We start from the raw sequence: 24,242 nt of genomic DNA on the forward strand, positions 1-24,242 counted from the left end.
TTCGTCCTCAGCCGCCCGCCGCTCGGATCCGCAGCCCGCTGGCCAGCGCCCTCCCGCGCCCGCCGGGGCGAAAGCCGAGCTCCAGCTCGGCAACGGTCCCGCCCTGGGCGACGACGTAATCCTGCACCGAGAGCAGCGCGGGAACAACCGCCGCCACCTCCTCGCTCGACATCGGCAGCGACGAGAGCAGCGCCTGCGCCTCGCCCTCACGCAGCGGCAGCAGGCCCGAGACATGCGCCGCGCCGATGCGGAAGGTCATAACATAACCATAGGCCGGATCCGCTGCGAGATGCAGATGCAGTTCGGTGCCTTCCGGCGGTGTGTCGGCGGCGAGCAGATGCACGCCGCGCGCCGCCAGCGTCGCCGTCGCGGCGGAGGGGTCGGCACCGTCGGGAGGTGTCGCGCCGCCAGCGGCGGGCATGAAGAGCGGCGCCGGATGGCGCAGCGGCCCGCCCAGCGTGACGCAGGCGGCCAGCGCCTCAAGCGCCGCGGCAAGCCCCGCCAGCGGGATCAGTTTCTGCTCGATCAGCGCCTCGGCGCGGGATTCGGGCAGGCCCTCCGGCAGGGTCGAGACGATTGCCAGCGGCATGCCGACACGGGCCCGGGCGGCACCGGCCGCTTCGGTCACCCGTCGCCAGGTCTCGTCATCGCACAGCTCCTCGCGCGGGCAGTCGAGCACCACCAGGGTCAGCACAGCCCCACCAGACATCACTTCGGTAAAAACCCGGGCCAGATGGGGCACCGGCCGGCCGGCGGCGGCGCCGCATTCCAGCGGGTTTTCCACCACCGCACGCGGCTCGAGATCCTCGGCCAACACCCGCCGCTGCGCCTCGGAGAACGGGGCGAAGCTCAGCCCGTGCAGCGTCGCCATATCCTTCACCATCTGCGCGGTACCGCCGGTGCAGGCGACCGCCGCCAGCGCGTTGGCCGGCAGCGCCCCCATCACATGCAGCACCTTCAGCGCCTCCAGCAGCGCCTCGGGACTGCGCAGCCGCGCCATGCCGCCGCGCGCGATCAGCGCCGTGGCACCGGCATCTTCACCGGACCGCAACACGACCACCGGCTTGCCCAGCCGCTCCGCCGTCTTCGCGAGCGCAAGAAACGCTTCCGGATCACCCAGTTCCTCGGCCTGAATGCCCAGAGCGGTGATGCGGTCATCGTGCAACAGCGCCTCGCCCAGCCGCGCCAGGCCTGTCTGTGCCGCGCCGGCAGCCGCCACGACAATGCAGGCAATGGGCAGGCCGCGGCGCTGCATGGAAAGGCTCTGCGCCAGACTGGCACTGCGTGCGAGAATCGCCACGCCGCGCTTGACCGGGCGAAGCCCGTGCGCGCCCTCCCAGACCGGTGCGCGCTCCAGCGCGTTGACGATGCCCTTGCAACCCGGCCCCAGCACCGGCATCCGCCCGGCCGCTGCAGCGAGATCCTGCGGTTCTACCTGCCCCGCGCACATCGCCCCGCCGGCGCCGCGCGCGGCAAGCGCCGCAACCGCCGCGATGGCCGCCTCGCCATCGAATTCCACAAACGCGCTGTCCGGAGGCGCCGGCAGACGGTCGATGCTTTCGAAGCTGCGCATCTCCATCACCGAGCCTGCCCCTGGGACCACCGGCCAGATATCCCAGACATAGCCCATGGCGCGCAGATTGCCGATCACCCCACGGCACCAGACCTCAGACCCGATCAAAGCGATCGAGCGCGGTGTCAAAAGGCGTGAATAGTCTCGCGTCATTCGGTCGGTTTCAGGTTCACAGATGCCTCTCCCCGCATCCCGAATGAAAGTTTTGCGTGAAACTGCAAGCGGTTGCGAGCCTTTTCAAGCAATTGACGCAACGGAAATCCATGGCTGCCGCATTATTCAGCGTGGTGGCGGGCCGGCACATGTTAAACACCGTCGAGGCGCCGCAGGTCATACCCGTACCAGTCGAGGATCTCGCGCGCGGCGTGCAGCCGCTCTCCCGGCGCGCCGCCGCGGTCCATGATCCAGACTCGCGCGCCGGCGGGGTCGCCCATCGCCGCCGTCCGGTTGTCGGCATCGAGCCAGTGTACCCAGACCGTCTGGCCCGCCAGTTCGAACCGACCCGCGCCGCGCGTCGCCATCGGCATCGCCACCCCGTCGAGTGACATGGCCCGCTCGGAAAAACGCAGCCGCGTACCTGGCGCCACACCCGCGCCCTGCACCACCACCCACTCGCCCGCGAGCCGCGCCGCGGTGGCGTCGGCCTGGCTCGCCACCGGCGCGGTGGGGTTGCGCAGCGGAATCGTCACCTGCGGCAGGTCCGGCGCCCCTGAGCAGGCCGAAAGCAGCAGCAGCGCCGCGAACGCGCGCCTCACTGCAACCGCTCCAGCGCGCTGCGCGCCTGCTCCGCCATCACAGCGCCGAATCTCTCATGTTGCTCCGCCTCCCAATGCACGCCATCGCCTTGCGAGACCGAGACATGCGCGCCGGCCTCGACAAAGCCGCAACCGTGGCGCTCGGCCACCGCGCGCATATGCGCTTCGAGCCCGGCCTGCCGCGCCTCGGCGCCGGCGAAGACATCCGTGAGCGTGCCGGTCTCGCGCACCGGAGCCGGGCAGACGATCAGCTCGCCCCGCGTGACCGCCTCGGCCCGGGTGGCGAGCAGGATGCGCTCGACCGAGCGCGCGATCTCGTAGGCGCTGACCGAGAACCGGTTCTTGAGATCGTTTGTCCCAAGCATCAGGATCATCAGGTCAATCGGCTTGTGGCTGTGAAGGACGGCCGGCAACACCTTGATACCGTTTCGCTCTCCGCCTTCTACCGGATCGTCGTGAACGGTGGTGCGCCCAGGCAGGCCCTCGGAAATCACCTCATGCCCGGCGCCCAGGGCACGCGCCATGACCTCGGGCCAGCGCTGCGCGCGCTGGTGCCTCTCCGATACGCCCGCGATGCGCATCGGTCGGGTGCCATGCGTGTTGCTGTCGCCATAACAAAGGATCACGCTCATCCCGCCTGCCCACCCCGGTTCTGCCTGTTGCGGCACAGAGTGATCAACCGCGCCGGGATACGCAAGAGCGCCGGTCGCCCGATTTCCGCTCCAATTCCGTTCAAAAGCCGCCTTGTTTACGGAATAGAAAAATCTTCCGGCCAGAGTGTCCGGGAGGAGGAGCGCCATGAACCGGCCTATCACAGAGAGGGTGACCGCCTTTCCGGTCACGGGTTTTCCAACATCCGCGCCGCAGCCTGACGCTGCAGCCGCTCCGCGGGCGCGCCTGTTCTCGCTCATGCGTCAGCAAGATAGCCAGACGCGCAGCGCCGGTTTCGTCGAGGAGCGGGTGATCTCTCCGTATTTCGCGCGGGCCTTTCAGGAACGGGCGGTGGCGTCATTCCGCCATCCGCCGGCCCTGAGGCAAGACTAACCGCGAAACCCCGTCGCGACCACGAATTTTTCCGAAGAATCAGAACGACTTGCCGGCGGCTTCACATTCGCCACCTTGTCGAAGCGCTGCTTCAGCAGCGCCTGAAGCCCCTGTTCCGCACCGCCCGCCAGCACCTTGGCGACAAAGGTGCCGCCCACTTCCAGCACGTCAAAGGCCAGCTCCGCCGCCGCCTCGCACAGTGCCACGATGCGCAGGTGATCCGTCTGCTTGTGGCCCGAGGACGATGCCGCCATGTCCGACATCACCACATCCGCCTTGCCGCCGAGCCAGGCCTTGACCTTGTCGTCGGCGCCGTCCTCCATGAAATCGAGCTGGTGGATCTCGGCGCCCGGCACCGGCAGCACCTCTTGCAGATCGACCCCCAGGACATAGCCCTGCGGCTTGTTCTTCTTCTCTCCCAGCGCGTTCACCCGGGGCACCGCCACCTGACACCAGCCGCCCGGCGCACAGCCGAGATCGACCACCCGCGCGCCGGGCTTCAGGAAATGGAATTTCTCGTCCAGCTCCAGAATCTTGAAGGCCGCGCGCCCGCGATAGCCCTCGTCCTTGGCGCGCTTCACATAAGGATCGTTCAACTGCCGTTGCAGCCAGCGCGTCGAGCTGAGCTTGCGCCCGCGCGCCGTCTTGACCTTGACCTTCAGGTCGCGCTGACCGCGCCCGGAGGTGTTCTTTCCCGATGGGGGCTTTGCCATGGCCATGCCGCCTTTCCGCAACTCTTCGGGGTCACATGGCCCCATCGCGACTATTCTGCAACCAGATCAGCCCGGTTCCAATGACGCTTTCGCCTCTTTCAGCAGCCGCGCCGCCTCCGAGCCCTGAATCTTCGCGATATCGTCCTGATATTTCAGGATCGCCCCCAGCGTGTCCGAGATCACCTCGGGCGAGAGATCGACCACATCCAGCGCCAGCAGGCATTTCGCCCAGTCGATGGTCTCCGCCACGCCCGGCTTCTTGAAGATATCCTCGGTGCGCAGCGCCTGCACAAAGGCGACGATCTCGCGGCTGAGCTGCTCGGCCAGATGCGGCTCGCGCGCATGCAGGATCTCGACCTCGCGGGCGAAATCCGGGTAGTCGACCCAGTGATAGAGGCAGCGGCGCTTGAGCGCGTCATGCACCTCGCGCGTGCGGTTCGAAGTCAGCACCACGATGGGCGGCTCGGGCGCGGTGATCGTGCCGAGCTCGGGGATGGTCACCTGAAAATCGCTGAGCGCCTCCAGCAGAAACGCCTCGAAGGGCTCGTCGGTGCGGTCGAGCTCGTCGATGAGCAGCACCGGCGCGCCATTCGCATCGGGCCGCATTGCCTGCAAGAGCGGTCGCTCGACCAGATAATCCGGCCCGAACAGCTCTTTCTGGAGGATCTCACGGTCGGCATCACCCTGCGCTTCCGCCGTGCGGATGGCGATCATCTGGGCGGGAAAGTTCCACTCATAGACCGCGCTCGCCGCGTCCAGCCCCTCATAGCATTGCAGACGGATCAGCCGGCGCCCCAGCGACGCGGCCAGCGCCTTGGCGATCTCGGTCTTGCCGACGCCGGCCTCGCCTTCGAGAAACAGCGGGCGGCCGAGCTTTAGCGACAGGAACACGACGGTGGCCAGCGCCCGGCCGCAGACATAGCCCGTCTGCGACAGCATCGCCTGCACATCGTCGATGGAATTGGGGTTTTGCATGAGGCCTCCTCCTGCCCTCCGGCTTGCCCGCCCCGACCGGCCCGGTCAATACCCACAAGGTCGCAGAGCGCCGCCCGCAGATTGACGACACGGCAGCGAGATGCGATGATTTCGGCAAGTTAGAAAGCCATGGCGGAGCAACCGCCGGGCGGTCAGGCGCAGCGGGCAGACCCATGGGCAACGATTTCGCGGGAGCGCAGCCATGCGCATAACCGCTGTGACATGTGTGAAGAACGAAGGCCCCTTCCTGCTGGAATGGATCGCCTTCAACCGTCTGATCGGCGTCACGGATTTCCTCATCTATTCAAACGATTGCACCGACGGCACCGACCGGCTGCTCGACGCGCTCGGCGAGTATGGCGTGGTGCATCTGCCGAACCCTGCCAAGGGGCGCAACTACCAGATGGAGGCGCTGAAACACGCCGCGAAACAGCCCTTGGTGCGTGATGCGGATTGGGTCTGGATCGCCGACGTGGACGAGTTCCTCAATATCCAAACGGGCGATCACACGATCCCCGCGCTGATCGCGGCCTGCGGCACTCCGCAGGCGATCTCGGTCACCTTCCAGTTCTTCGCCAATGACGGGATCGAGCGCTTCGAGGACCGCCCGGTGATCGAGCAGTTCACCCGCACCCACAATCCCGATCTATGGTGCGCAGACAGCGCCATCGAAGTCAAAACACTGATCCGTAAGGATTTCCCCCTGCAATATTTCGGCGCACACCGGCCGTTTTTTCGCGAGGCCAAAGGGGCCGAGCTGCCCAGCTGGACCGACGGGTCTGGCCGCCCGGTGCCGCCGAAGTTCCACACCGCCGCCAACACACGCCGCATCCGCCGCTTTCCCGCCGCCGGCGCGCGGCGTTATGCGACGCTCAATCATTATGCTCTGCGCTCGCTCGACAGCTATCTCGTCAAGAACGACCGTGGCGACGTCAACCGCGAGGGCCGGGCCTTTGACGACAGCTATTGGCGCGAGCGCAACGACCGCGCCTGGGAGGAGCGTTCAATCCACCGCTACCTACCCGCGCTTGAGGCGGCTCTGGCAGATATGAAGCGCGGAGAGATCGGCGCGCTGCATGACGAGGCGGTGCGCCTGCATCTCGAAAAGGTCAATGAACTCAAGAGGAAGACCGCCCATGCGGAGATGTGGAAGCATCTGCACGCGCTGCCGCCCTACCCGCCCGGCGAACTTGAGATCCGACATGAACTTGGACTGACAACCTAATGGTTCACATCATAAATCTTGGACTTCCGAAGACCGGAACCACGACGCTGGGCGTGGCTTTGCAGCGTGCGGGCCTCACGGTGGCGGATTTCAAGCTGCGCCGGGGCAGTTGCCCGGACAAGACCATCGCCGGCAGCTATGTGGCGCGGCAGCTCTATGACGGCTATTTCGGCGCTGGAGACCCTTTGGAACATCTCGGCGCGCTGGATGCGCTGAGCGAGATTTCCGTCCTGAACCCAACGCTCTGCCTCTGGCCGCAGACCGATTTCGGCCTGATCGAGGCGATCCGCAGCCGCTATCCGGATCTGCGCTTTGTCGCCTCCTGGCGCGATCCGGACGATACCGCCCATTCCATCCTGCGCTGGTCAGATCTCGGCACGCGGCGGCTGCCCGAGGGCAATATCCCCGGCCTGCCCGCCGGCTATGGCGAGACGCGGCTGCAACGGGCGCAGTGGGTGGCGCAGCATTACGCCTTCCTGCGCCACATTTTCGCCGGCGATACCCGCTTTCTGGAATATGACACCGCCGATCCGGAGGCGCCGAAAAAGCTCTCCGACTTTTTGGGGCTGGAGCTTCCGTGGTGGGGAAAAGCGAATGAAAACAGATCCCTGAAAGCACCCGGCTCGGCATGAGGATCTATGTACATATCGGCCCCGACGCGACCGTGACCGACCGGCTGCAACGGGTGTTGCAGGCCAAGCGCGACCAGCTCGGCGGTAAGGGTGTGCTCTTTCCCCGCTCGCCCGGCACCAAGAACCATACCCGGCTCTTCATGGCGGTCACCGATCCCGAGGCGGTGGATTCGCTGCGCTTCAACCGGGGTTTCATCGCGCCGGAGAAACAGGCGGCGCTGCGTCAGGCGGTGGTGACCCAGCTCACTCAGGAGGTGGAGCAGGCCCGGCCCGACACGCTGGTCCTGACCGCGCACCAGCTCGGATCTTCTCTTATATCTCAGAGAGGAATCAAATCACTACGGGACATTCTTTCACCGATTTCCGAAGACATCCGCATCGTGGCGCATCTCGACGATCCGGCGCGCATGCTGGCCCGGCGCTATGCGGCGCAGGTGATGGACGGGCGCGCGGCGCCGCTGACACAGGAACTCGGTCTCGCCGATGCGCCCGACTGGTGGCAGTCGGCGCTCGACACACGCCCGGCGGCAGACCCGCGCGCGGGTCGGTTCCCTGAAACGCAGGGCGCGGTTTTCTGGCTCGATTACAAGCGGTTGCAGAAGGAATGGGAGGCGGTGTTCGGGCCGGGCTCGGTGATCTTCCGCAGCATTTCCCCGGAGCGGCTCTATGGCGAGGCCACCACCGAAGAGCTGCGCTCCGCCTTCGACATCGCAGACACCATCGGCAAGGCCGACCCCGTGACGCCGCCAACCGCGCCTTCCGCCGCCTGGCTGGCCCGATGCCGGCAACTCAACGACGTACTGCTGCGCTATCTGGCGCAGCATGAAGCTGTCCTCCCGCGCCCGCTCTGGCGGAAGTTTCTGAATGAAATCAAAGTGTCCGGCGCGCCAATTGACGCGGGAAGCTTGTCTGCCGTCTCGCAGCGCTTCGCCAGGGATCTCGCCGCGCTCTGCGCCACCCATCCCGGGCTCGATCCCGATCACCTGACCCCGGATCCGGCCACCGAAGACTGGCAGGAGGCCGACCCGACGCGCGGCTTTCGCGCCACGCAATACCTGCTCGCCTTCCGTTGGCGCATCACGCAGGCGAGCAAGCAGGAGCTCGCCGCCAAGACCGCCGATCTTGCAGCGCTCGACCCGGCGGCAAAGCCCCGAATCGAGAAGACACTGACGCTCTCGCCCTCGGCAAAGGCGCATCTGCCGCCGCAGGCGATCCAGGCGCTGGCGAAGCTGCAAGGCTCGGTCTTTGCGCCGCATAACCGGCTGGGCCATCTCGATGAGGAGGCCGAGGCCGCGCCATATCCCCCCACCGAGGGCGGCAGCGGCGCCGTCATCGTCGGCTGCATGAAGAACGAGGCGCCCTATATCGTCGAATGGGTGGCCTATCACCGCGCCATCGGGGTTGATCATTTCCTCATCTATACAAATGGTTGCGAGGACGGCACGCGCGAGATCCTCACCCGGTTGCAGGAGATGGGCGTGCTCACCCATCGCGACAATGACGACTGGACGGGCAACTCGCCGCAGCAGCATGCGCTCGACAGCGCGCTGACAGAACCGATGGTCAAGGAGGCCGCATGGATCGCCCATATCGACGTGGATGAGTTCATCAATGTGCGCTGCGGCAACGGCACGCTGGAGGATCTGTTTCAGTGCGTGCCCGACGCCACCAATATCGCCATGACCTGGCGGCTCTTCGGCCATAACGGTGTGGCGCGGCTCGAGGACAAGCTGGTGATCGACCAGTTCGACCGCTGCGCCCCGAAATACTGTCCCAAGCCGCATACGGTCTGGGGCTTCAAGACGCTGTTCCGCAATATTGGCGCCTATGGCAAGCTCTCCTGTCATCGCCCGAACAAGCTCTTGCAAGGCTTTGATGACAAAGTGAAATGGGTCAACGGCTCTGGTGCCGACATGACCGGCGAGGCGCTGCGCAACGGCTGGCGCAGCTCGCGCAAGAGCATCGGCTACGATCTGGTGCAGCTCAACCATTACGCCCTGCGCAGCGCCGAGAGCTTTCTGATCAAACGCCAACGCGGCCGCGCGCTGCATGTGGATCGCTCCATCGGGCTCAATTACTGGGTGCGCATGGACTGGACCGGCGCGCGCGATCTCACCATCAAGCGCAATATCCCCCGGGTCCGCGCGGAATATGATAGGCTGCTCGCCGATCCCGAGCTGCGCAAATGGCACGATCACGGGCTGGACTGGCACCGCGCCAAGGCCGACGCTCTGCATGCGACACCTGAGTTCGAAGAACTCTACCAGCGCGCGCTTGCCCTGCGTTTGACGGACCCCGAACGCGTGGCCTATGCGCTCGCGCTCGATATGGAGAGCTGACCATGGGCGAGGCGCGACAGGCCCATCCCGGCACGGGGGCCGGGGCGGGTTTCCCGAAGGCAGGACTGCCATGAGCATCACCGCGATTCTCTGTGTGCGCAACGAGGGCGCCTTTCTGCTCGACTGGCTGGCGCATCACCTGATCTGCGGCATCGACCATGTGGTGGCGCTCTCGAACGATTGCGCCGACGGCACCGACGCGCTGCTCGACCGGCTTGCCGAGATGGGCCATGTCACCCATATCCGCAACGACGGCCCCTACGATCAGGGCGGCATCCAGTTCACCGGGCTGAAACGCGCGGATCGTTGCGACGCCGTGCGCGCCGCCAAGTGGCTGCTGCCGCTCGATGTGGACGAGTTCGTCAATGTGCATGTGGGCGGGCGCACGCTGCCCGACCTCATCGCCGCCCTGCCCGAAGCCGATGCCATCACGCTCACCTGGCGGCTCTTTGGCAATGCCGGTGTGCTTCGCTATAAGGACAGCCCCATCCCCGAGCAGTTCACCCGCGCCGCGCCGGTGCGCATGGTCTGGCCCTGGCGCTCGGCGATGTTCAAGACGCTCTACCGCAACAATGGCATCTACCGGAAACTCGGCGTGCATCGGCCGCGCAACCCCGATCCGGCGCGTGTGAGCGGCGCGCGCTGGTTCGATGGCGAGGGGCGCGCGCTCGACGCGCAGTTCCGCACGCGGCGGATTTTCTCCAATTACGGCCGCTCGAACTATGCGCTTGCGCAGCTCAATCACTATCCGCTGGGCGCGATGGAGAGCTATGTGCTCAAGGCCGACCGGGGCCGCGCCGTGCATTCCGAGCATATGCTGGGGCTGGATTACTGGGTGGAGCGCAATTTCAACAGCGACGAAGACCGCTCGATCCTGGCGCTGGCACAGCAGGTGGCAGAGCAGCGCGCGGCGCTGGCAGCGGATCCACGGCTTGCAGAGCTGCACGCCGCCGCCGTCGATTGGCGCAAGGCGCGGTTCGAGGCGCTGATGCTGGAGGAGCCCTATCGCGCGCTGATGGGCCGGCTTATGATGACGCCGCCAAGCCGGCCGCTGACGCCGCAGGGAGCGCGGCTTTTGCATGGGTATGCCAACAGCGCGCGCGCATCCTCCTACGGGGACACCGGCAAGGGCCATGAATGAAGCAGGTTGCCGGTTACGCGCGCCAACCTTGGCCATTTTGTCGACAATCATCCAACCCCCCGTAAACTTTCCTAGCTTTCTGCATAATTCCGCCTCAAACCGCTTACAGAGTCCCCACAATTAACGACGCGCTAACGCGACACGCAGAACGGCAGGCAACCATGCAGGATCAGACAGACCTTTCAGCGGTCGATCTTACCGGGCTTCAGCGCGGCCAGTGGATCAAGGCGATCTCGGATATCGGCGAGGCGGAAGGATTCTCCGAACCGCTCGGCAAACGCCATCAGGCGGTCTTTGTCGAACGCGGCGACACGCTTCTGGTGAGCTTCGAGTCCCTGCCCGGCATCGAAGCACTGTCGGAGACCGCCACCCCTCTGGGCTGGGAATTGGCCAATACCAAGGGTTGGTCCTCGCTCGCGGTGATCTCTGCCGGCGACACCTGGTTTCGCGATGCGCTGGTCTATGACTTCTTCGACCAGCTGCTCGATGACGGCTTTTTCGACGATTTCGAAACCATCGTGTTCTATGGCGCCGGCCCCTGCGGCTATGCCGCCGGCGCCTATTCGGTGACCGCCCCCGGCGCGCGGGTGGTGATGCTCCAGCCGCAGGCCACGCTCGACCCGCGCATCACCGACTGGGACGACCGTTTCGCCGATATGCGACGGCTGAATTTCACCGCGCGCTACGGCTATGCGCCCGACATGCTCGATGCTGCGCAGCAGGGCTATGTGCTCTTCGATCCGCGCGAACGGCTCGACGCGATGCATTCGGCGCTGTTCGAGCGCCGCAACGTGACCCGCTTCCGCGTGCCCTTTATGGGCAGCGCACTTCAGGGGGATCTGCTGGATCTCGGGCTCTTCGTGCCGATTCTCGAAGCCGCCGCCGAAGACAGGCTCGACGCGCTCAGTTTCGCGCGGATGCTGCGCAAGCGCCGCGATCATACGCCCTATCTCCGCAAACTGCTCGCGCGGGTCGAGGGCGATGGCCGGCAGGCACTGGCCGAGGCGCTCTGTGCCAATGTCACCGCGCGCCTCGATGCGCCGCGCTTTGCCCGGCATCTCCAGGCGCTCCGAGCGGGCCACGCCAAGGCAAAGGCCGAGGCCTGATCGGTCTCAGTCGGTGATCGCGCGCAGCGCCCGCACCCGGGCGGGGGGAATCGCCGCGACCTCGACGCCGGTGAAGACATGCAGCGTGTTCATCGCGCGATCCACCACCGCGTGGTCGCTGACCCAGCCGCCCATGCCCAGATAAGTGCGCAGCAGCGGCGGAATCAGCTTCATCGCCGCGCGCGCATCCGCGCCCTGCTCGGGGAATCGCACCCGCTCACGCGCCTTTTCGCCCACCCGCCAGCGCTCCGGCGCCGCGTGACGGGCGCGCAGATGCGCGAAGGCGGCGGCATAGCGCGCCGGATCGGTGCCCTGAAAGCTGGCGCAGCCGAAGAGCAGCTTTGCCCCGCCCGAATCCACCAGCCCGGTGATCGCACCCCAGGCCAGCCTCAGGATATCGGGATCGCTGGGGCCGGGACGGATGCAAAAGCGCCCGAGCTCAAGCATCGGCCCGCCGAACCCGTCGAGCCGGCTCAGATCGTAATATTGCGCCGCATAGCTCTCGGTGATCGACGCTCCGTCCTCCAGCCAGAGATAGCGGTAACAGGCGAGCGGCGCGCCACCGGCGGCGTCCTCGACCAGCACATGCCGGCAGAGCGGATCGAAGCCATCGGCATCGCTGGGGCCGGTTTCGCCGAAAAACGCCCGCCCGCGCAGCGCCTGCGCGGCGGCCAGATCGGCGTCGCTCACAGCCAGCCGGGCGCGATAGCGCCCGCGCCGCAACAGGATATCCGGCCCTTCCCCCGCGGCGCCACTGTCCTGCCGGGGGCTCATGTCCCGGTCCTACTGTTCCATGAAATCGCCGAGCGCCAGCCCGCCGATATTGCCGAAGAGTTTGCGGATGAAGCTCAGTTCGCCATCGGTGGTGCGGGTGACGCGACGCGACAGCGGCACGACATTGCCGTCTTCGAGACCGTAGCGCGCGATATTATCGACCACGCCCGCCTCGTCGAAGGTGATCGCCAGCACCTGCCGGTCGACGACTTCCGGCGCTTTCCAGGCGAACTGCCGCATCTCGGATTCGATATAGTAGAAGCCGCCCTCGTTCAGAACGCCCGAGGTGGTCGGCACGCCGATCACATCCTCGACGGTGCCCCGGGTATCGACCCCGGGCACGATCTGCTGAAGCTCGTCTTCGGAAGGGGCATAGCCGTGGCTCCGGTACTGCGCCGTGCAGGCGGTCAGCGCCAGCACGGCCAGCATCGCCGCCATCACTCGTCTTCCGGGTATTGCCATGGACTGCGCCCTGCCCTCTTGTCTTGGCCCTTGCGGGTTTCTATCCCGGATTACATAACCAAGCCAAGCCGTTCAAGCAAAGGAAAGGCGGGCCCATGAGCAGAAGCGGAAAGAGCGACGACAGACTCCGGGTGGCGGCACTGCGCAACAACGCACCGACCGCCTTCGACATCCGCCCCGACGAGCATCAGCGCGCCGCGCTCGCCGACTCGCTGGGGCTGCTGGCGTTGCGCAAGCTGCGGCTGGCCGGCGAGATTCGCCCCGAGGGGCGCGGCTCCTGGCGACTGGTGGCCGAACTGGGCGCCACTGTAACGCAGCCCTGCGTGGTCACGCTCGACCCGGTGACCACGCGCATCGACGAATCCGTCGAACGGCTCTGGCGCCCGGAAGAGCAGATCGCGACGCCCACCGAAGGATCCGAGATCGAGACGCCCGAGGACGATGCCGATCCGCTGCCCAATGTGATCGACCTGCGTGCGGTGATGCAAGAGTCACTGACCCTGGCGCTGCCGCTATATCCCCATAGCGAGGGCGCGGCGGCGGTCGCCACTGCTCTGGCCGAGGAGGCCGCACCGGAGCCTGAGGAGGCGCGCCCCAACCCCTTTGCCGCGCTCTCGGGCCTGCGCGACAAGCTGGCCAGCGACAAGGACGATGGTGAAAACGGTGCCTAGCCCTGCCCGCGCGGCGAAATTGCGCTTGCGGTTTTGCAATAAACCCCTATTTTCGCGCCTTCATCGGGATTCCGGGTTGCCATGGCCCTCTGCTTGCGACTATGAGGCCGGGCACGCCCGAACGGAACCGGGCATCGAAATGCCCCCCATCACGCGAAAGATCGAGGTTGAGACATGGCCGTCCAACAGAACAAAGTATCCAAATCGCGCCGCAACAACCGCCGGGCGCATGACGCTCTCGTTGCCGGCAACCCCAACGAATGCGACAACTGCGGCGAACTCAAGCGCCCGCATCACGTCTGCCCCTCCTGCGGTCACTACGGCGAGCGCGAAGTCGTCGCCATGGCCGACGAGATCGAGCTGGACGAAGACGCAGCCTGAATGTCCTGAAGGCCCGGGCGCCGCATGAGTTCCTCCGCACAGGATAACCGGCCGGCAAACGGGCCTCTGGTCCTTTCCATCGACGCCATGGGCGGCGATCGTGGCCCGGCAACCATCGTTGCCGGTCTTGATATCTTTGCGCGCCGCAACCGCAGCGCGCGATTCCTGCTGCACGGTCCTGCCGCGCAGCTCGAACCCCTCGTCCAGAAGAAACGCCGCCTTTCGGGCCGTTGCGAGATTCGCGACGCGCAGGGCGTTGTCTCGATGGAGGACAAGCCCAGCCATGTCATGCGCAACGGCCAGGACACCTCGATGTGGTCCGCGCTCGATTCGGTGCGCAATGGCGAGGCGACCGTGGCGGTCTCCTGCGGCAATACCGGCGCGCTGATGCTGCTGTCGATGGTGCGGCTGCGCAAGCTGCCGGGCGTTAACCGCCCCGCCATCGCCGTGCTCTGGCCGTCGAAGAACCCGCAAGGCTTCAACGTCATGCTCGATGTCGGCGCCGATATCCGCGCCGACGCGCAGGATCTGCTGAAATACGCGCTGATGGGCGCCTCTTATGCCCGCAACGGGCTGGCACTCGACCGCCCGCGCATCGGGTTGCTGAACGTCGGCACCGAAGAGCACAAGGGCCGCGCCGAGTTGAAACAGGCGCATGACCTGATCGCCGCGCAGGCCGAACAGGGCAATTTCGAATTCGTGGGCTTTGCCGAGGGCGGCGACATTCCCGGCGACCGCTGCGATGTTATCGTGACCGACGGCTTCACCGGCAATATCGCGCTGAAGACCGGCGAAGGCACCGCCTCGCTGATCGGCCAGTTCCTGCGTGAGGCCTTTGCCTATTCGCCGCTTTCCCGCATCGCAGCCCTGCTGGCGCTGACCTCGCTGAAGCGGCTTCAGGCGCGCATCGATCCGCGTCGAAAGAATGGCGGCGTGTTCCTCGGCCTGAATGGCACGGTGGTGAAATCCCACGGGGCGGCGGATGCGACAGGTGTAGCCGCCGCCGTCGAACTCGCCTACGATCTGGCGCAATCGGGATTTGGCGACAGACTCGCCGCCCGCATCGCCTCCGCCGCAAGCACGGCGGAAGACAGCGCCGCAATCGCCGGCGACGAGCAGAAAAAAGACGGAACGGATCCATGACCATACGGGCGCAGGTGGCAGGGGTCGGGCATTATCTGCCCGAGCGCGTCGTACCCAACGCAGAGTTCGAGAAAACCCTGGACACGACCGACGAGTGGATTCGCACCCGCTCCGGCATCGAACGCCGCCACTTCGCCGCCGAGGGCGAGACGACCTCCGATCTGGCCACCCGCGCCGCGCAGGCCGCGCTGGCCGATGCCGGGCTGGAGCCGTCGGATCTCGATGCGCTGATCGTCGCCACCTCGACCCCGGATCTCACCTTCCCTTCCGCCGCCACCATGGTGCAGGCGCGGCTGGGCATGGAAACCGGCTTTGCCTTCGACGTGCAGGCAGTCTGCGCCGGCTTCGTCTTTGCGCTGACCAATGCCAACGCGCTGATCGTGTCGGGCGCGGCCAAGCGCATCATGGTGATCGGTGCCGAGACCTTCTCGCGCATCATGGACTGGACCGATCGCGGCACCTGCGTGCTCTTTGGCGACGGCGCCGGCGCGCTGATCCTCGAAGCCGGCGAGGGCGATGGCGGCAAGGACGACCGCGGTGTGCTCTCGGTCGATCTGCATTCCGACGGGCGCTACCGCGATCTGCTCTACGTGGATGGCGGGGTGAGCACCAATTCCATCGGCCATCTGCGCATGGAGGGCAAGGAGGTGTTCCGCCACGCGGTCGCCAAGCTCGCCGCCACCGCCGAGACCGCAATGGAAAAGGCAGGGGTCGACCCGTCCGAGATCGACTGGATCGTGCCGCATCAGGCCAATATCCGCATCATCGCCGGCACCGCGAAAAAGCTCGGCCTGCCGATGAGCCGGGTCATCGTGACGGTTCAGGATCATGGCAACACCTCCGCCGCGTCGATTCCCCTCGCGCTGTCGGTGGGCAAGGCGCAGGGCGATATCAAGCCCGGCGATCTCGTCGTGACCGAGGCGATCGGCGGCGGTCTCGCCTGGGGCTCGGTGCTGCTGCGCTGGTAATTCCTGCAAAGGCGCGTTTTCACGCTCTGAATACGCTGTCGCAAGTGCTTGATATTGACTCGGAAAATTCCCCGGGCCTATGCTGCCTGCAAACCGGGAGGGACGGGTATGAGCGAAAAGACTCTGACGCGTATGGATCTGAGCGAGGCGGTGTTCCGCGAAGTCGGTCTGTCGCGCAACGAAAGCGCCGAACTGGTCGAGGCGGTGCTTCAGCACATGTCCGACGCGCTGGTGAGCGGCGAACAGGTCAAGATTTCGTCTTTCGGAACCTTCTCGGTACGCGACAAGGCGGCGCGCGTGGGGCGCAATCCCAAGACCGGCGAAGAGGTGCCGATCCAGCCGCGCCGCGTGCTGACCTTCCGCCCGTCGCATTTGATGAAAGAGCGCGTGGCGGCGGGCAACAAAGGATAAGAACACATGAGCAAGTCCCGCGATGCATTCCGCACCATCAGCGAGGTGGCGGAGCTGCTGGACACGCCCGCCCATGTGCTGCGGTTCTGGGAGAGCAAGTTCACCCAGTTGAAACCGGTCAAGCGCGCCGGCGGGCGGCGCTATTACCGCCCCGGCGATATCGGCCTGCTTTCAGGCATCAAGAAGCTGCTGCATGACGATGGCATGACCATCAAGGGCGTGCAGAAAGTGCTGCGTGAGAAAGGCGTGAAACACGTCTCCGCCCTGGCGCCGCTGCCGCTGGACGACGAGGATGACATCGCCGAGCTGGTCGAAGACGCGCCCTATACCGAGGCCGAGCCCGAGACCGGCACGGTCCTGCCCTTCGCCCCGGCCCAGCCCGCCGCACCGCCGGCGGAGGAGCCGGCGCCCGTCGAAATGGCGGAAGAGGAACCGTCCGAACCGCAGGCCCCTGCCGACGCAGAGCCGGAAGAGAGGATCGAGGCGATGGCGGAGCCGTTGGCCTCCGAGGACGACGTGGCTGTTCCGGAAGACGTGCCGGAGGAATCACCGCCGGCGGCCATGTTGGATACCGGGCCCGAAACGGCTCCGGAGATGCCCCACGAGGCCTTTGCCGATGAGGGCTCGCAAGAGACCGAAGAAGACCCGGCGGAAGAGGCCCATGACCAGGCCGATCTCTTTGCCGAAGGCGCGCCCTCCGAGCCCGTCCTGGAAGACAACGGCGCCGATCTGCCCGATTTTCTCAGCCAGTCTCTTGAAGAGCGCGCCGATGCGCAGGGGGACGAACCAGCCGCCGCACCGGAAATCGCGCCGGCCGACGAATCGCCTGCCCCGGCCGAGCCTGACCTGCCGCCGCTCGAGCCGGAATCGGCCGTCACCGCGCTGCCCGAAGAGTCCTCTCCAGAGCCGTTGCCTGCTGAGGAAGCTGCGCCCGAGCCTCCGACCGCCATCGTCATCCCCGAGGTTCCGCCCCTCGCGGACATGCCGCCACCGCCGCCGGGTATTCTTTCCTATCTGGCACGGGTTGAGCGGCTCAGCCCTGAACAGGCGCAGGCGTTGGCACCGCAGATGGCGGCGCTGCGCGCGCTGGCGGCGAACGCTGGGCGGCGCGCGTCTCGTTAACTGGCCTGCCGCCCGATTTTCGTGCAAATGGGGGTTGCCCCCGCCGGTAAAAACGGTATGACACAGGTCCATCAAGTCGGGCTATGGCGCAGCCTGGTAGCGCGTCCGTCTGGGGGACGGAAGGTCGCAGGTTCGAGTCCTGCTAGCCCGACCAAATATCCCCTAACCTTCTGATTGCAAACGCATGTCTGCATGGCATGCGGCGCGGCTTCCTGCCGAGGGCTTTTTTGCCCTCCCCTTCGGCGCGCGCGCTTGCTAAGGACGTCCGAAGCAGAGGAGCAAGGCATGACAGGGGTGCTCGCAAGCCAGCAAATCGCCGCGATGATCGCATCGGGGGCCATTCAGTCCGGCGCCGATCTCGCGCCCGGCCAGATCCAGCCCGCCAGCCTCGACCTGCGGCTCGGTACCGAGGCGATCCGCGTGCGCGCGTCGTTTCTCGCCGGCGCCGGGCGCCGCGTCGCCGACCGGCTCGACGAGTTCGAGATGCATCGCGTCGATCTCACCCGGGGCGCGGTTCTGGAAAAGGGCTGCGTCTATGTGGTGCCTCTGCTGGAACGGCTTTCCCTGCCCGGTGACCTGACGGCGGTCGCCAACGCCAAGAGCTCCACCGGCCGGCTCGACCTGCTGACCCGCACCATCACCGATGGCGGCACCGAGTTCGACCGCGTGCCGCGCGGCTATGACGGGCCGCTTTATGCCGAGATCTGCCCGCGCAGCTTTTCGGTGCTGGCGCGCACCGGCATGCGGCTGAACCAGATCCGCTTTCGCCGCGGCCAGTCGGTGCTGAGCGATGCCGAGCTGAGCGCGCTGCACGAAGCGGAGACGCTGGTCAATGGCGGGCCTGCGGTGATCGGCGAGGGGCTCGGCTTTTCGGTCGATCTGAAACCGGATGCGGGCACGCTGGTCGGCTGGCGCGCCAAACCGCATACCGGGCTGATCGACCTCGACAAGATCGGACATTACGATCCGGCGGAATTCTGGGATCCGCTGCACAGCGACAAGGGTCGGCTGATCCTCGACCCGGACGCGTTCTATATTCTGGTGAGCCGCGAGGCGGTGCATATTCCGCCGGCTTACGCCGCCGAGATGGCGCCCTATCTCGCCATGGTGGGGGAATTCCGCGTGCACTACGCCGGTTTCTTCGACCCCGGATTTGGCCATGCGGGCGCCGGCGGCACCGGCTCGCGCGGCGTGCTGGAAGTGCGCTGCCACGAAGCGCCCTTCGTGCTGGAGCACGGCCAGGTGGTCGGACGGCTGGTCTATGAGCGCATGGATGAAGCACCCGAGCAGCTCTATGGCGCGGGGATTGCCTCGAATTATCAGGGCCAGGGGCTCAAGCTTTCCAAGCATTTCCGGGGCTGAGCCGTCGCGCGGCCATCCCCCCGCAAGGTGCACCAGACCGCGCGGCACAGCGATCACGACGACAGCGCGGCCCCGAGCTCGGCCTTGCGCGCATAGTCGATCTGTCGTAATAGCGCCCTTTGGCGCCACGCCTGTCGAGGGATCTGCGCCTGCCGCGAGTGCGCTTGCCGGGCCCGGGCCAGTCTGCCCCCCCCCGGCAAGGTGCCAACGCCGCCGGGGCTCACGCGGCGCAACGCTCAAGCGGCGACCTTCAGAACCACGCGGTTGCAGCCCGCCCGCTCGGCCTCGCGCAGCGCGGCCTCGGCGCGGGCCGCCGCCGGCGACAGCGAGAGATCGCCGCGACGGGCGCGCACCGCGCCGGCGGAAAGGGTAAAGGCCGGGAGCTGATCCGCGCCTTGCCCGGTGAGCCCGATGCCGAGCTTACGCAGGGCCTCGGCCCGCGCCTCGAGCGCGTCCTGGTCGAGCCCGTGGGTCAGCGCCAGCAGCGTGCCGTCGTCGCGGCGCACCAGCACCTCGCCCGGCCCGAGCGCGGCGGCCACCCGCGCGCTCAGAAGATCGAGGATGCGCGCACTCGTGCCGTCGCCATGGCGCTCGTTCAGCCGCTCGCAATGGTCGATGCCGAGCATGATCAGCCCAACAGGCCCGATCTGCCCGAAAGCGCGCATATAGATCGCGGCCATGGCCGTCGACTGCAACCCGCTCGGCGGGTCGAGCCGCAGCGCCGCGGCGAGATCGCGGGCATCTTCGCGCCGGCGCTGGCTGCGCGCCTCGGCCTTCATCCCGAGATACAGCATCGCCGCCAGCGCCCAGACCGCCATCGCCATCAGCAAGACCATCAGCGCCGCCGAGCGGTAGGGCAGCGCCACCGCCTTCATGATCAGCGCTTCGCCCATCAGCCAGCCGACCCAGAGCAGCACCGTCATGCGGGTTGCGCGGCCCACTGGCGACGTGCTGACCAGAGGCCGCAACAACGGGCGGCGCACGAAACGCGCTATGCCGGCCATGCCGAGCGCCAGCAGCATCGCGCTGGTGGGCAGCGACATCGCGCCGAAGAAGCCCTCATGCCCGTTGAGATAGCCAAACAGCGCCACGAAAGGCGGCGCCAGCGCCAGCAGCGCCAGACCGAAGGACGCGGTTTGCAGCCGCCCGAAGCTCAGATGCGCCAGCGCGAGCAGGATGAACCCGACCGCCGTATTCGTCCCCATTTCGCCGGCGCCGAGCGTGATCCCGCGCAGATGCAGATAGCGCGCGGCGAGACAGACCAAGATCACCAGCGCCCAGATCGCCATTTCCACGCGGTTCGGCAGCCCCAGGGGGCGTTGCATCAGCACCGCGCCGAAACTCAGTATCGCGGCAACGACCGTCGGGATCGAGAACACCGCCGGCCCGACCGGCGCATAAAAATGCGGAATCGCATAGACATGTCCCTCGATCGCAACGACGCAAAGCAGGGCCACCAGGGTAAGGCAGGCGGCCCGGATCCAGACCATTCCACGTAACGATGGGCATCGAGGCCCGTTCCCGACCAGAGACCGGTTTCTGGACTGCCGAATGTGTGCAGGCATGGAACGCTCCCTCAGTTCTTCGGATGCGGCCCGGACGGCACGCATCGGAGGAGCAGCCTAAGCGCGGAGCGTTGATGCTTCGTTAAGGCCTGGCGGTCTCAGAACCGCCCCATGCGGCGCACCATCCGGGCCGCCTGCCGTGCCCGGCGCATGCCGTCGGGCGCCTTGCCCGCGCCCGGCCCCTGCCTCCGGCCCTGCGATCCCAGTGCCTTGTTCAGCCCCGCATTCACTCCGCGACCGACCAGTTTGCGCATGACCATACGCAACACCATATTGACGATCTGATTGCCGTTCATGCCTCGCACTCCCTTTGTCCGCAGCCCTGGATAATACTAACAATTGCGAAGATTTCTGGGCGTTTACGTGCTCAATCCTCGAAGAGTTCGCTCTGCCCGGGCGCGTCGTCATCCTCGCCGGCCTCGCTCTCGCCCGCAAACGGCACCGCGCCGGGCGGCGGGCGGTTGTCGAGCAGCCCCGCCGCGCGCAGCTCCTTGAGACCGGGCAGATCGCGGGCATTCTCCAGCCCGAAATGATCGAGGAAATCCTGCGTCACCACAAAGGTCACCGGGCGGCCCGGGGTCATCTTGCGGCGCCCGAAGCGGATCCATTCCATTTCGAGCAGTTGGTCCACCGTGCCGCGCGACACCGAGACGCCGCGCACCTCTTCGATCTCGGCACGGGTGACCGGCTGGTGATAGGCGATGATCGCAAGGGTCTCGATCGCGGCACGGCTGAGCTTGCGGGTCTCAACCGTTTCTTTCTGCATGAGAAATCCCAGATCCGGCGCGGTGCGGATCGCCCAGGCATCGCCCACGCGCACCACTCGCACGCCGCGCCCCTCATAGCGCTTGCGCAGATGGACCAGCGCCTCCGCCGGGTCGCAGCCATGCGGCATGCGCGCCTCGAGCTCGCGCACGCTCACCGGCTCGGCGGAGGCGAAGAGGATCGCCTCGACCATGCGCTCCTGCTCGGCGATGGGCGGCGCCTCGAACAGCGTCTCACGCGGCGCCTCGGCCTCTGCGACGGAGCCGGTTTCCGGCGCCTCGGGGGCGGTGTCTTCGGCGTCAGTCATGCGGTGTCTCCCGTTTGCGCAGCTGGATCGGCGCGAAGGTTTCCGACTGCCGTATCTCGGCATGGCCCTCCTTCACCAGCTCCAGCGAGGCGGCAAAGGTCGCCGCCGTGGCCGAGCGCCATTTCACCGGATCGCCGTCCCAGCCCTCGGGCAGCCAGGAGGCGATATCCGTCCATTGCCCGGCAAAGCCCAGCAGCCCGCGCATGCGGTCGAGCGCCTGTTCCATGGTGTAGACGCTTTCGCGATCCATCACGAAGGGGCGGAATTCGTCGCGGGTGCGGATGCGGGCATAGCCCTGCATCAGGTCGAGCAGCGTGGCGGTGTACTGGACCTTGCGCACGCGCTCCATGCCCTCGGGCAGACCGCGTGCAAAGAAATCGCGCCCCAGCCGGTCGCGCGCCATGAGCCGCGCCGCCACGTCGCGCATTGCCTGAAGCCGTTCGAGCTGAAAGGCCAGATGCGCCGCCAGCTCCTCACCCGAGGGACCCTCTTCGGTGGGATCGGGCGGCAGCAGCAGGCGCGATTTCAGGAAGGCGAGCCAGGCGGCCATGACGAGGTAATCGGCGGCGAGCTCGATGCGCAGCGCCTTGGCCTTGTCCACGAAGGCGAGATATTGCCGCGCCAGTTGCAGCACCGAGATCTTGCGCAGATCGACCTTTTGGGTGCGCGAGAGCGTCAGCAGCAGATCGAGCGGCCCCTCGAACCCGTCCACATCGACAATGAGCGCCTCGGCGGCAAGGCGTTCGGCGACGCTGAGCGTCTGCACATTGCTCTCGACCTCGTCGTTCATTCAGGCACGCTCCGGCAGAAGCGCCTCACGTTCCGCGCTGAGCGCGGCGATGTCAAGCTCGGGCGCCGGTCTGCGCGCCGCCAGCGCCGCCTCTGCGCGGGCCTGTGCCGCCTCGCTCATCTCGCCGGCGCCGGCCATGAGCGGCGCCATCTCCGCCATCTCGCCATTGCAGTGCAGCACACAATCGCAGCCCGCCGCCAGCGCGGCAGCGCCGCGTTCGGCGACACTGCCCGAGAGCGCCTGCATCGAGATATCGTCGGTCATCAGGAACCCGGCAAAGCCGATCTCTTCGCGGATGAGCGCGATCATTGCCGGGTCGATGGTGGCCGGACGGGTATTGAGCCCCTCGAAGACCAGATGCGCGGTCATGCCGAGCGGCAGGTCGTGGAACGGGCGGAAGGCGGCGAAATCCACCGCGTCGAGCTCCGCGCGCGGGGCGGAGATGCGCGGCAGGTCGAGATGGCTGTCGAGCCGCGCGAGGCCGTGGCCCGGCAGATGCTTGATCACCGGCAGCACGCCGCCCTGAAGATGCGCCTCGGCCACGGCGCGGCCAATCTCGGCCACGCGCTCCGGCGTCTCGCCATAGCAGCGGTTGCGCAGGAACGCGTGGGTTTCGGGCCGGGCGACGTCGAGCATCGGGGCGCAATTGCCGTCGATGCCGAGGGCGCGCAGTTCGGCGGCGATGATGGCGTAGCGCAGGAACATGGCGCGGGGCGCGTGGGCGCCAAAGCGCGCGGCATCGTCGAGCGGCGGCAGCCACTCGGTCGCCAGCGGCGGGCGCAGGCGCTGCACCCGGCCGCCCTCCTGGTCGATGAAGACCGGCGCGTCACGCCCCACACTATCGCGCAGATCGGCGGTCAGCGCGCGGATCTGATCGGCCGTGTCGAGATTGCGCGCGAAGAGGATGAAGCCGAACGGGTTGGAATCACGGAAAAACCGGCGCTCCTCGCCGGACAGTTGACGCCCCAAAGGCGCGAGGATCGCCGCCCCGAACCGCCCGCTCACCGCGTGGTCACCGGGATGCAGTCGGCATTCTCGGCGACAAAGGCGGCGCAGAAGCGGCGGGCGTCGGAAAGATCGGCGAAGCCATGGGCGCGCAGGCGGTAGAAGACGCGGCCACCGGAGCTGGCGCGCTCGATCACCCGGTCCTTGCCTTCCATGAACTCGCCGAAGCGCGCGGAGAAGCGCTGCCATTCCTTGCGGGCGGTTTCCGGGCTGTCATAGGCGCCGAGCTGCGCCAGGCGGGTGCCGGCGGGCAGGCTGGACGGGTCGATCTCGGTCGGGCCGGCCTGCGCCTCGAGCGCGGCCGCAAGCATCGCCTCGGGGGCGGGATTGGTGGAGAGCGAGGCCGGGCGCTGATGCGGGCGCAGCGAACGCACAAGCGCGCCCGCCGGTGCCGGCGCGGCGGCCTCTTCGATCTCTTGCGAGCCCTCATCGGACTCACCGCCAAGCGCGGTCACCACCTCGGCATCTTCGCCCGCTTCCAGATCAGAGAGCGGTTCGGCATCGGCGGCGATCTGATCGGCGAGCGAGCGAATGAGCCCGGCGCTGTCGGCGGGCGCGCCGTCGGCGCCCGGCTCGGCCAGCGCGGTCTCGTCCTGCGGCGCGATCACCGCGGGCGCGATCTTGTCGGAGGGTTTGCGAACCGAGGCCGGCAGAGACGCCACCGGCACGTCCTCGTCGGAGAGCCCAGACTGCTCGGGCGCCAGCAGCAGCCGGTCGGGCACGGGGGCGGCCGTGCCATTGCCCGCCACCTCGTTCACCGCCAGCCCCTGGTGATCGGCCAGCGTGCCGCCGGGATCCTCGGGCGCGATGCGCATCGGGCCTTCCATCGCCTGCACCACCGGAATGCCGGTGACATCGCGCACCAGCAGCTTGTAGCCCCAGACGCCAACGCCGATCACCAGCGCAAGCGATACCGCCGCGCCGGCCCAGTTGGCGATATTTGCGACCTTTGCCCCCGCCGGCGCCTGCGTCTCCGCAGGACCGTCATAGGTGAAATCTGCCATATTTGCCTC

The 24,242-nt window shown here is 67.0% G+C and carries 26 protein-coding genes and 1 tRNA gene; 14 read left to right on the plus strand and 13 right to left on the minus strand.

The window, feature by feature from the left end:
• Positions 1-7: 7 nt before the first annotated feature.
• From I6N89_RS04685 to I6N89_RS04695, 3 genes are all read right to left on the minus strand, one after another.
• Positions 8-1,726 (minus strand): CoA-binding protein, encoded by a 1,719-nt coding sequence (locus I6N89_RS04685; RefSeq protein ID WP_207017053.1) that lies wholly within the window; start codon positions 1,724-1,726, stop codon positions 8-10.
• Between the two features lie 152 nt (positions 1,727-1,878).
• The gene (locus I6N89_RS04690; RefSeq protein WP_207017054.1) at positions 1,879-2,328 is read right to left on the minus strand and encodes a lipocalin; all 450 of its coding nucleotides are present in this window, start codon (positions 2,326-2,328) and stop codon (positions 1,879-1,881) included.
• Complete coding sequence (locus I6N89_RS04695) at positions 2,325-2,960, minus strand: SGNH/GDSL hydrolase family protein (RefSeq protein ID WP_207017055.1); 636 nt, start codon at positions 2,958-2,960, stop codon at positions 2,325-2,327. Before I6N89_RS04695 ends, I6N89_RS04690 begins: the two co-directional genes overlap by 4 nt.
• Before the next feature lie 166 nt (positions 2,961-3,126).
• Here I6N89_RS04695 and I6N89_RS04700 point away from each other — a divergent pair, with 166 nt between their 5' ends.
• A complete protein-coding gene (locus I6N89_RS04700) occupies positions 3,127-3,372 on the plus strand; it encodes a hypothetical protein (protein ID WP_207017056.1) in 246 nt (81 codons plus the stop codon).
• Here the strand turns inward: I6N89_RS04700 and I6N89_RS04705 are convergent.
• Positions 3,369-4,085 (minus strand): RlmE family RNA methyltransferase, encoded by a 717-nt coding sequence (locus tag I6N89_RS04705; protein ID WP_207017057.1) that lies wholly within the window; start codon positions 4,083-4,085, stop codon positions 3,369-3,371. The two genes, I6N89_RS04700 and I6N89_RS04705, sit on opposite strands and share 4 nt — an antisense overlap.
• A 66-nt stretch (positions 4,086-4,151) precedes the next feature.
• Positions 4,152-5,060, minus strand: a complete 909-nt coding sequence (locus I6N89_RS04710; protein ID WP_207017058.1) for an AAA family ATPase — start codon at positions 5,058-5,060, stop codon at positions 4,152-4,154.
• 202 nt (positions 5,061-5,262) lie between these two features.
• Between I6N89_RS04710 and I6N89_RS04715 the strand changes: the two genes are divergently transcribed.
• From I6N89_RS04715 to I6N89_RS04735, 5 genes are all read left to right on the plus strand, one after another.
• Entirely contained in the window at positions 5,263-6,285 is a 1,023-nt protein-coding gene (locus I6N89_RS04715) for a glycosyltransferase family 2 protein (protein WP_207017059.1), read from the plus strand.
• On the plus strand, positions 6,285-6,917 hold the full coding sequence (locus I6N89_RS04720; RefSeq protein WP_207017060.1) for a sulfotransferase family protein: 633 nt from the start codon (positions 6,285-6,287) through the stop codon (positions 6,915-6,917). The genes I6N89_RS04715 and I6N89_RS04720 overlap by 1 nt, the downstream gene beginning before the upstream one ends.
• The gene (locus I6N89_RS04725; protein WP_207017061.1) at positions 6,914-9,256 is read left to right on the plus strand and encodes a glycosyltransferase family 2 protein; all 2,343 of its coding nucleotides are present in this window, start codon (positions 6,914-6,916) and stop codon (positions 9,254-9,256) included. Before I6N89_RS04720 ends, I6N89_RS04725 begins: the two co-directional genes overlap by 4 nt.
• A gap of 70 nt (positions 9,257-9,326) precedes the next feature.
• Complete coding sequence (locus tag I6N89_RS04730) at positions 9,327-10,397, plus strand: glycosyltransferase family 2 protein (RefSeq protein ID WP_207017062.1); 1,071 nt, start codon at positions 9,327-9,329, stop codon at positions 10,395-10,397.
• A 161-nt stretch (positions 10,398-10,558) separates the two neighbouring features.
• Positions 10,559-11,503 (plus strand): phosphoadenosine phosphosulfate reductase, encoded by a 945-nt coding sequence (locus I6N89_RS04735; RefSeq protein ID WP_207017063.1) that lies wholly within the window; start codon positions 10,559-10,561, stop codon positions 11,501-11,503.
• A 6-nt stretch (positions 11,504-11,509) separates the two neighbouring features.
• On the opposite strand, the gene I6N89_RS04740 is transcribed toward I6N89_RS04735, so the two are convergent.
• Both I6N89_RS04740 and I6N89_RS04745 read right to left on the minus strand, forming a co-directional pair.
• Positions 11,510-12,277: a GNAT family N-acetyltransferase gene (locus I6N89_RS04740; protein WP_207017064.1), complete on the minus strand. Its 768-nt coding sequence runs from the start codon at positions 12,275-12,277 to the stop codon at positions 11,510-11,512.
• Between the two features lie 9 nt (positions 12,278-12,286).
• Positions 12,287-12,739 (minus strand): outer membrane protein assembly factor BamE, encoded by a 453-nt coding sequence (locus I6N89_RS04745; RefSeq protein ID WP_236016431.1) that lies wholly within the window; start codon positions 12,737-12,739, stop codon positions 12,287-12,289.
• A gap of 95 nt (positions 12,740-12,834) precedes the next feature.
• Here I6N89_RS04745 and I6N89_RS04750 point away from each other — a divergent pair, with 95 nt between their 5' ends.
• The 8 genes from I6N89_RS04750 to I6N89_RS04785 all read left to right on the plus strand — a co-directional run bounded on the left by I6N89_RS04750 (position 12,835) and on the right by I6N89_RS04785 (position 18,797).
• Positions 12,835-13,410, plus strand: coding sequence for a YceD family protein (locus I6N89_RS04750; protein WP_207017065.1), 576 nt, complete (start codon positions 12,835-12,837; stop codon positions 13,408-13,410).
• 174 nt (positions 13,411-13,584) lie between these two features.
• Entirely contained in the window at positions 13,585-13,791 is a 207-nt protein-coding gene (gene rpmF, locus I6N89_RS04755) for a 50S ribosomal protein L32 (RefSeq protein ID WP_076704033.1), read from the plus strand.
• A gap of 24 nt (positions 13,792-13,815) precedes the next feature.
• Complete coding sequence (gene plsX / locus I6N89_RS04760; RefSeq protein ID WP_207017066.1) at positions 13,816-14,934, plus strand: phosphate acyltransferase PlsX; 1,119 nt, start codon at positions 13,816-13,818, stop codon at positions 14,932-14,934.
• Positions 14,931-15,902 carry a beta-ketoacyl-ACP synthase III gene (locus I6N89_RS04765; protein ID WP_207017067.1) on the plus strand — a complete coding sequence of 324 codons (972 nt, stop codon included), beginning with the start codon at positions 14,931-14,933 and terminating at the stop codon, positions 15,900-15,902. Before plsX ends, I6N89_RS04765 begins: the two co-directional genes overlap by 4 nt.
• Positions 15,903-16,010: 108 nt before the next feature.
• On the plus strand, positions 16,011-16,313 hold the full coding sequence (gene ihfA / locus I6N89_RS04770; protein WP_076704026.1) for an integration host factor subunit alpha: 303 nt from the start codon (positions 16,011-16,013) through the stop codon (positions 16,311-16,313).
• A 6-nt stretch (positions 16,314-16,319) separates the two neighbouring features.
• Positions 16,320-17,435 carry a MerR family transcriptional regulator gene (locus I6N89_RS04775; RefSeq protein WP_207017068.1) on the plus strand — a complete coding sequence of 372 codons (1,116 nt, stop codon included), beginning with the start codon at positions 16,320-16,322 and terminating at the stop codon, positions 17,433-17,435.
• Positions 17,436-17,512: 77 nt separating this feature from the next.
• Positions 17,513-17,589: transfer RNA gene (locus tag I6N89_RS04780), tRNA-Pro, on the plus strand.
• 131 nt (positions 17,590-17,720) lie between these two features.
• On the plus strand, positions 17,721-18,797 hold the full coding sequence (locus tag I6N89_RS04785; RefSeq protein WP_207017069.1) for a 2'-deoxycytidine 5'-triphosphate deaminase: 1,077 nt from the start codon (positions 17,721-17,723) through the stop codon (positions 18,795-18,797).
• Between the two features lie 236 nt (positions 18,798-19,033).
• Here I6N89_RS04785 and I6N89_RS25655 read toward each other — a convergent pair whose 3' ends face one another.
• From I6N89_RS25655 to I6N89_RS04815, 6 genes are all read right to left on the minus strand, one after another.
• Positions 19,034-20,287: a diguanylate cyclase domain-containing protein gene (locus tag I6N89_RS25655; RefSeq protein ID WP_207017070.1), complete on the minus strand. Its 1,254-nt coding sequence runs from the start codon at positions 20,285-20,287 to the stop codon at positions 19,034-19,036.
• Between the two features lie 173 nt (positions 20,288-20,460).
• Positions 20,461-20,658, minus strand: coding sequence for a hypothetical protein (locus tag I6N89_RS04795; RefSeq protein ID WP_207017071.1), 198 nt, complete (start codon positions 20,656-20,658; stop codon positions 20,461-20,463).
• 71 nt (positions 20,659-20,729) lie between these two features.
• A complete protein-coding gene (gene scpB / locus I6N89_RS04800) occupies positions 20,730-21,320 on the minus strand; it encodes an SMC-Scp complex subunit ScpB (protein WP_236016448.1) in 591 nt (196 codons plus the stop codon).
• Positions 21,321-21,426: 106 nt separating this feature from the next.
• Complete coding sequence (locus tag I6N89_RS04805; RefSeq protein WP_207017073.1) at positions 21,427-22,224, minus strand: segregation and condensation protein A; 798 nt, start codon at positions 22,222-22,224, stop codon at positions 21,427-21,429.
• Positions 22,225-23,229, minus strand: coding sequence for a glycoside hydrolase family 3 protein (locus I6N89_RS04810; protein WP_207017074.1), 1,005 nt, complete (start codon positions 23,227-23,229; stop codon positions 22,225-22,227).
• Entirely contained in the window at positions 23,226-24,233 is a 1,008-nt protein-coding gene (locus I6N89_RS04815) for an SPOR domain-containing protein (protein WP_207017075.1), read from the minus strand. The genes I6N89_RS04810 and I6N89_RS04815 overlap by 4 nt, the downstream gene beginning before the upstream one ends.
• Positions 24,234-24,242 lie beyond the last annotated feature (9 nt).

This window comes from Salipiger abyssi (assembly GCF_017311415.1).
Lineage (GTDB): Bacteria > Pseudomonadota > Alphaproteobacteria > Rhodobacterales > Rhodobacteraceae > Salipiger > Salipiger abyssi_A.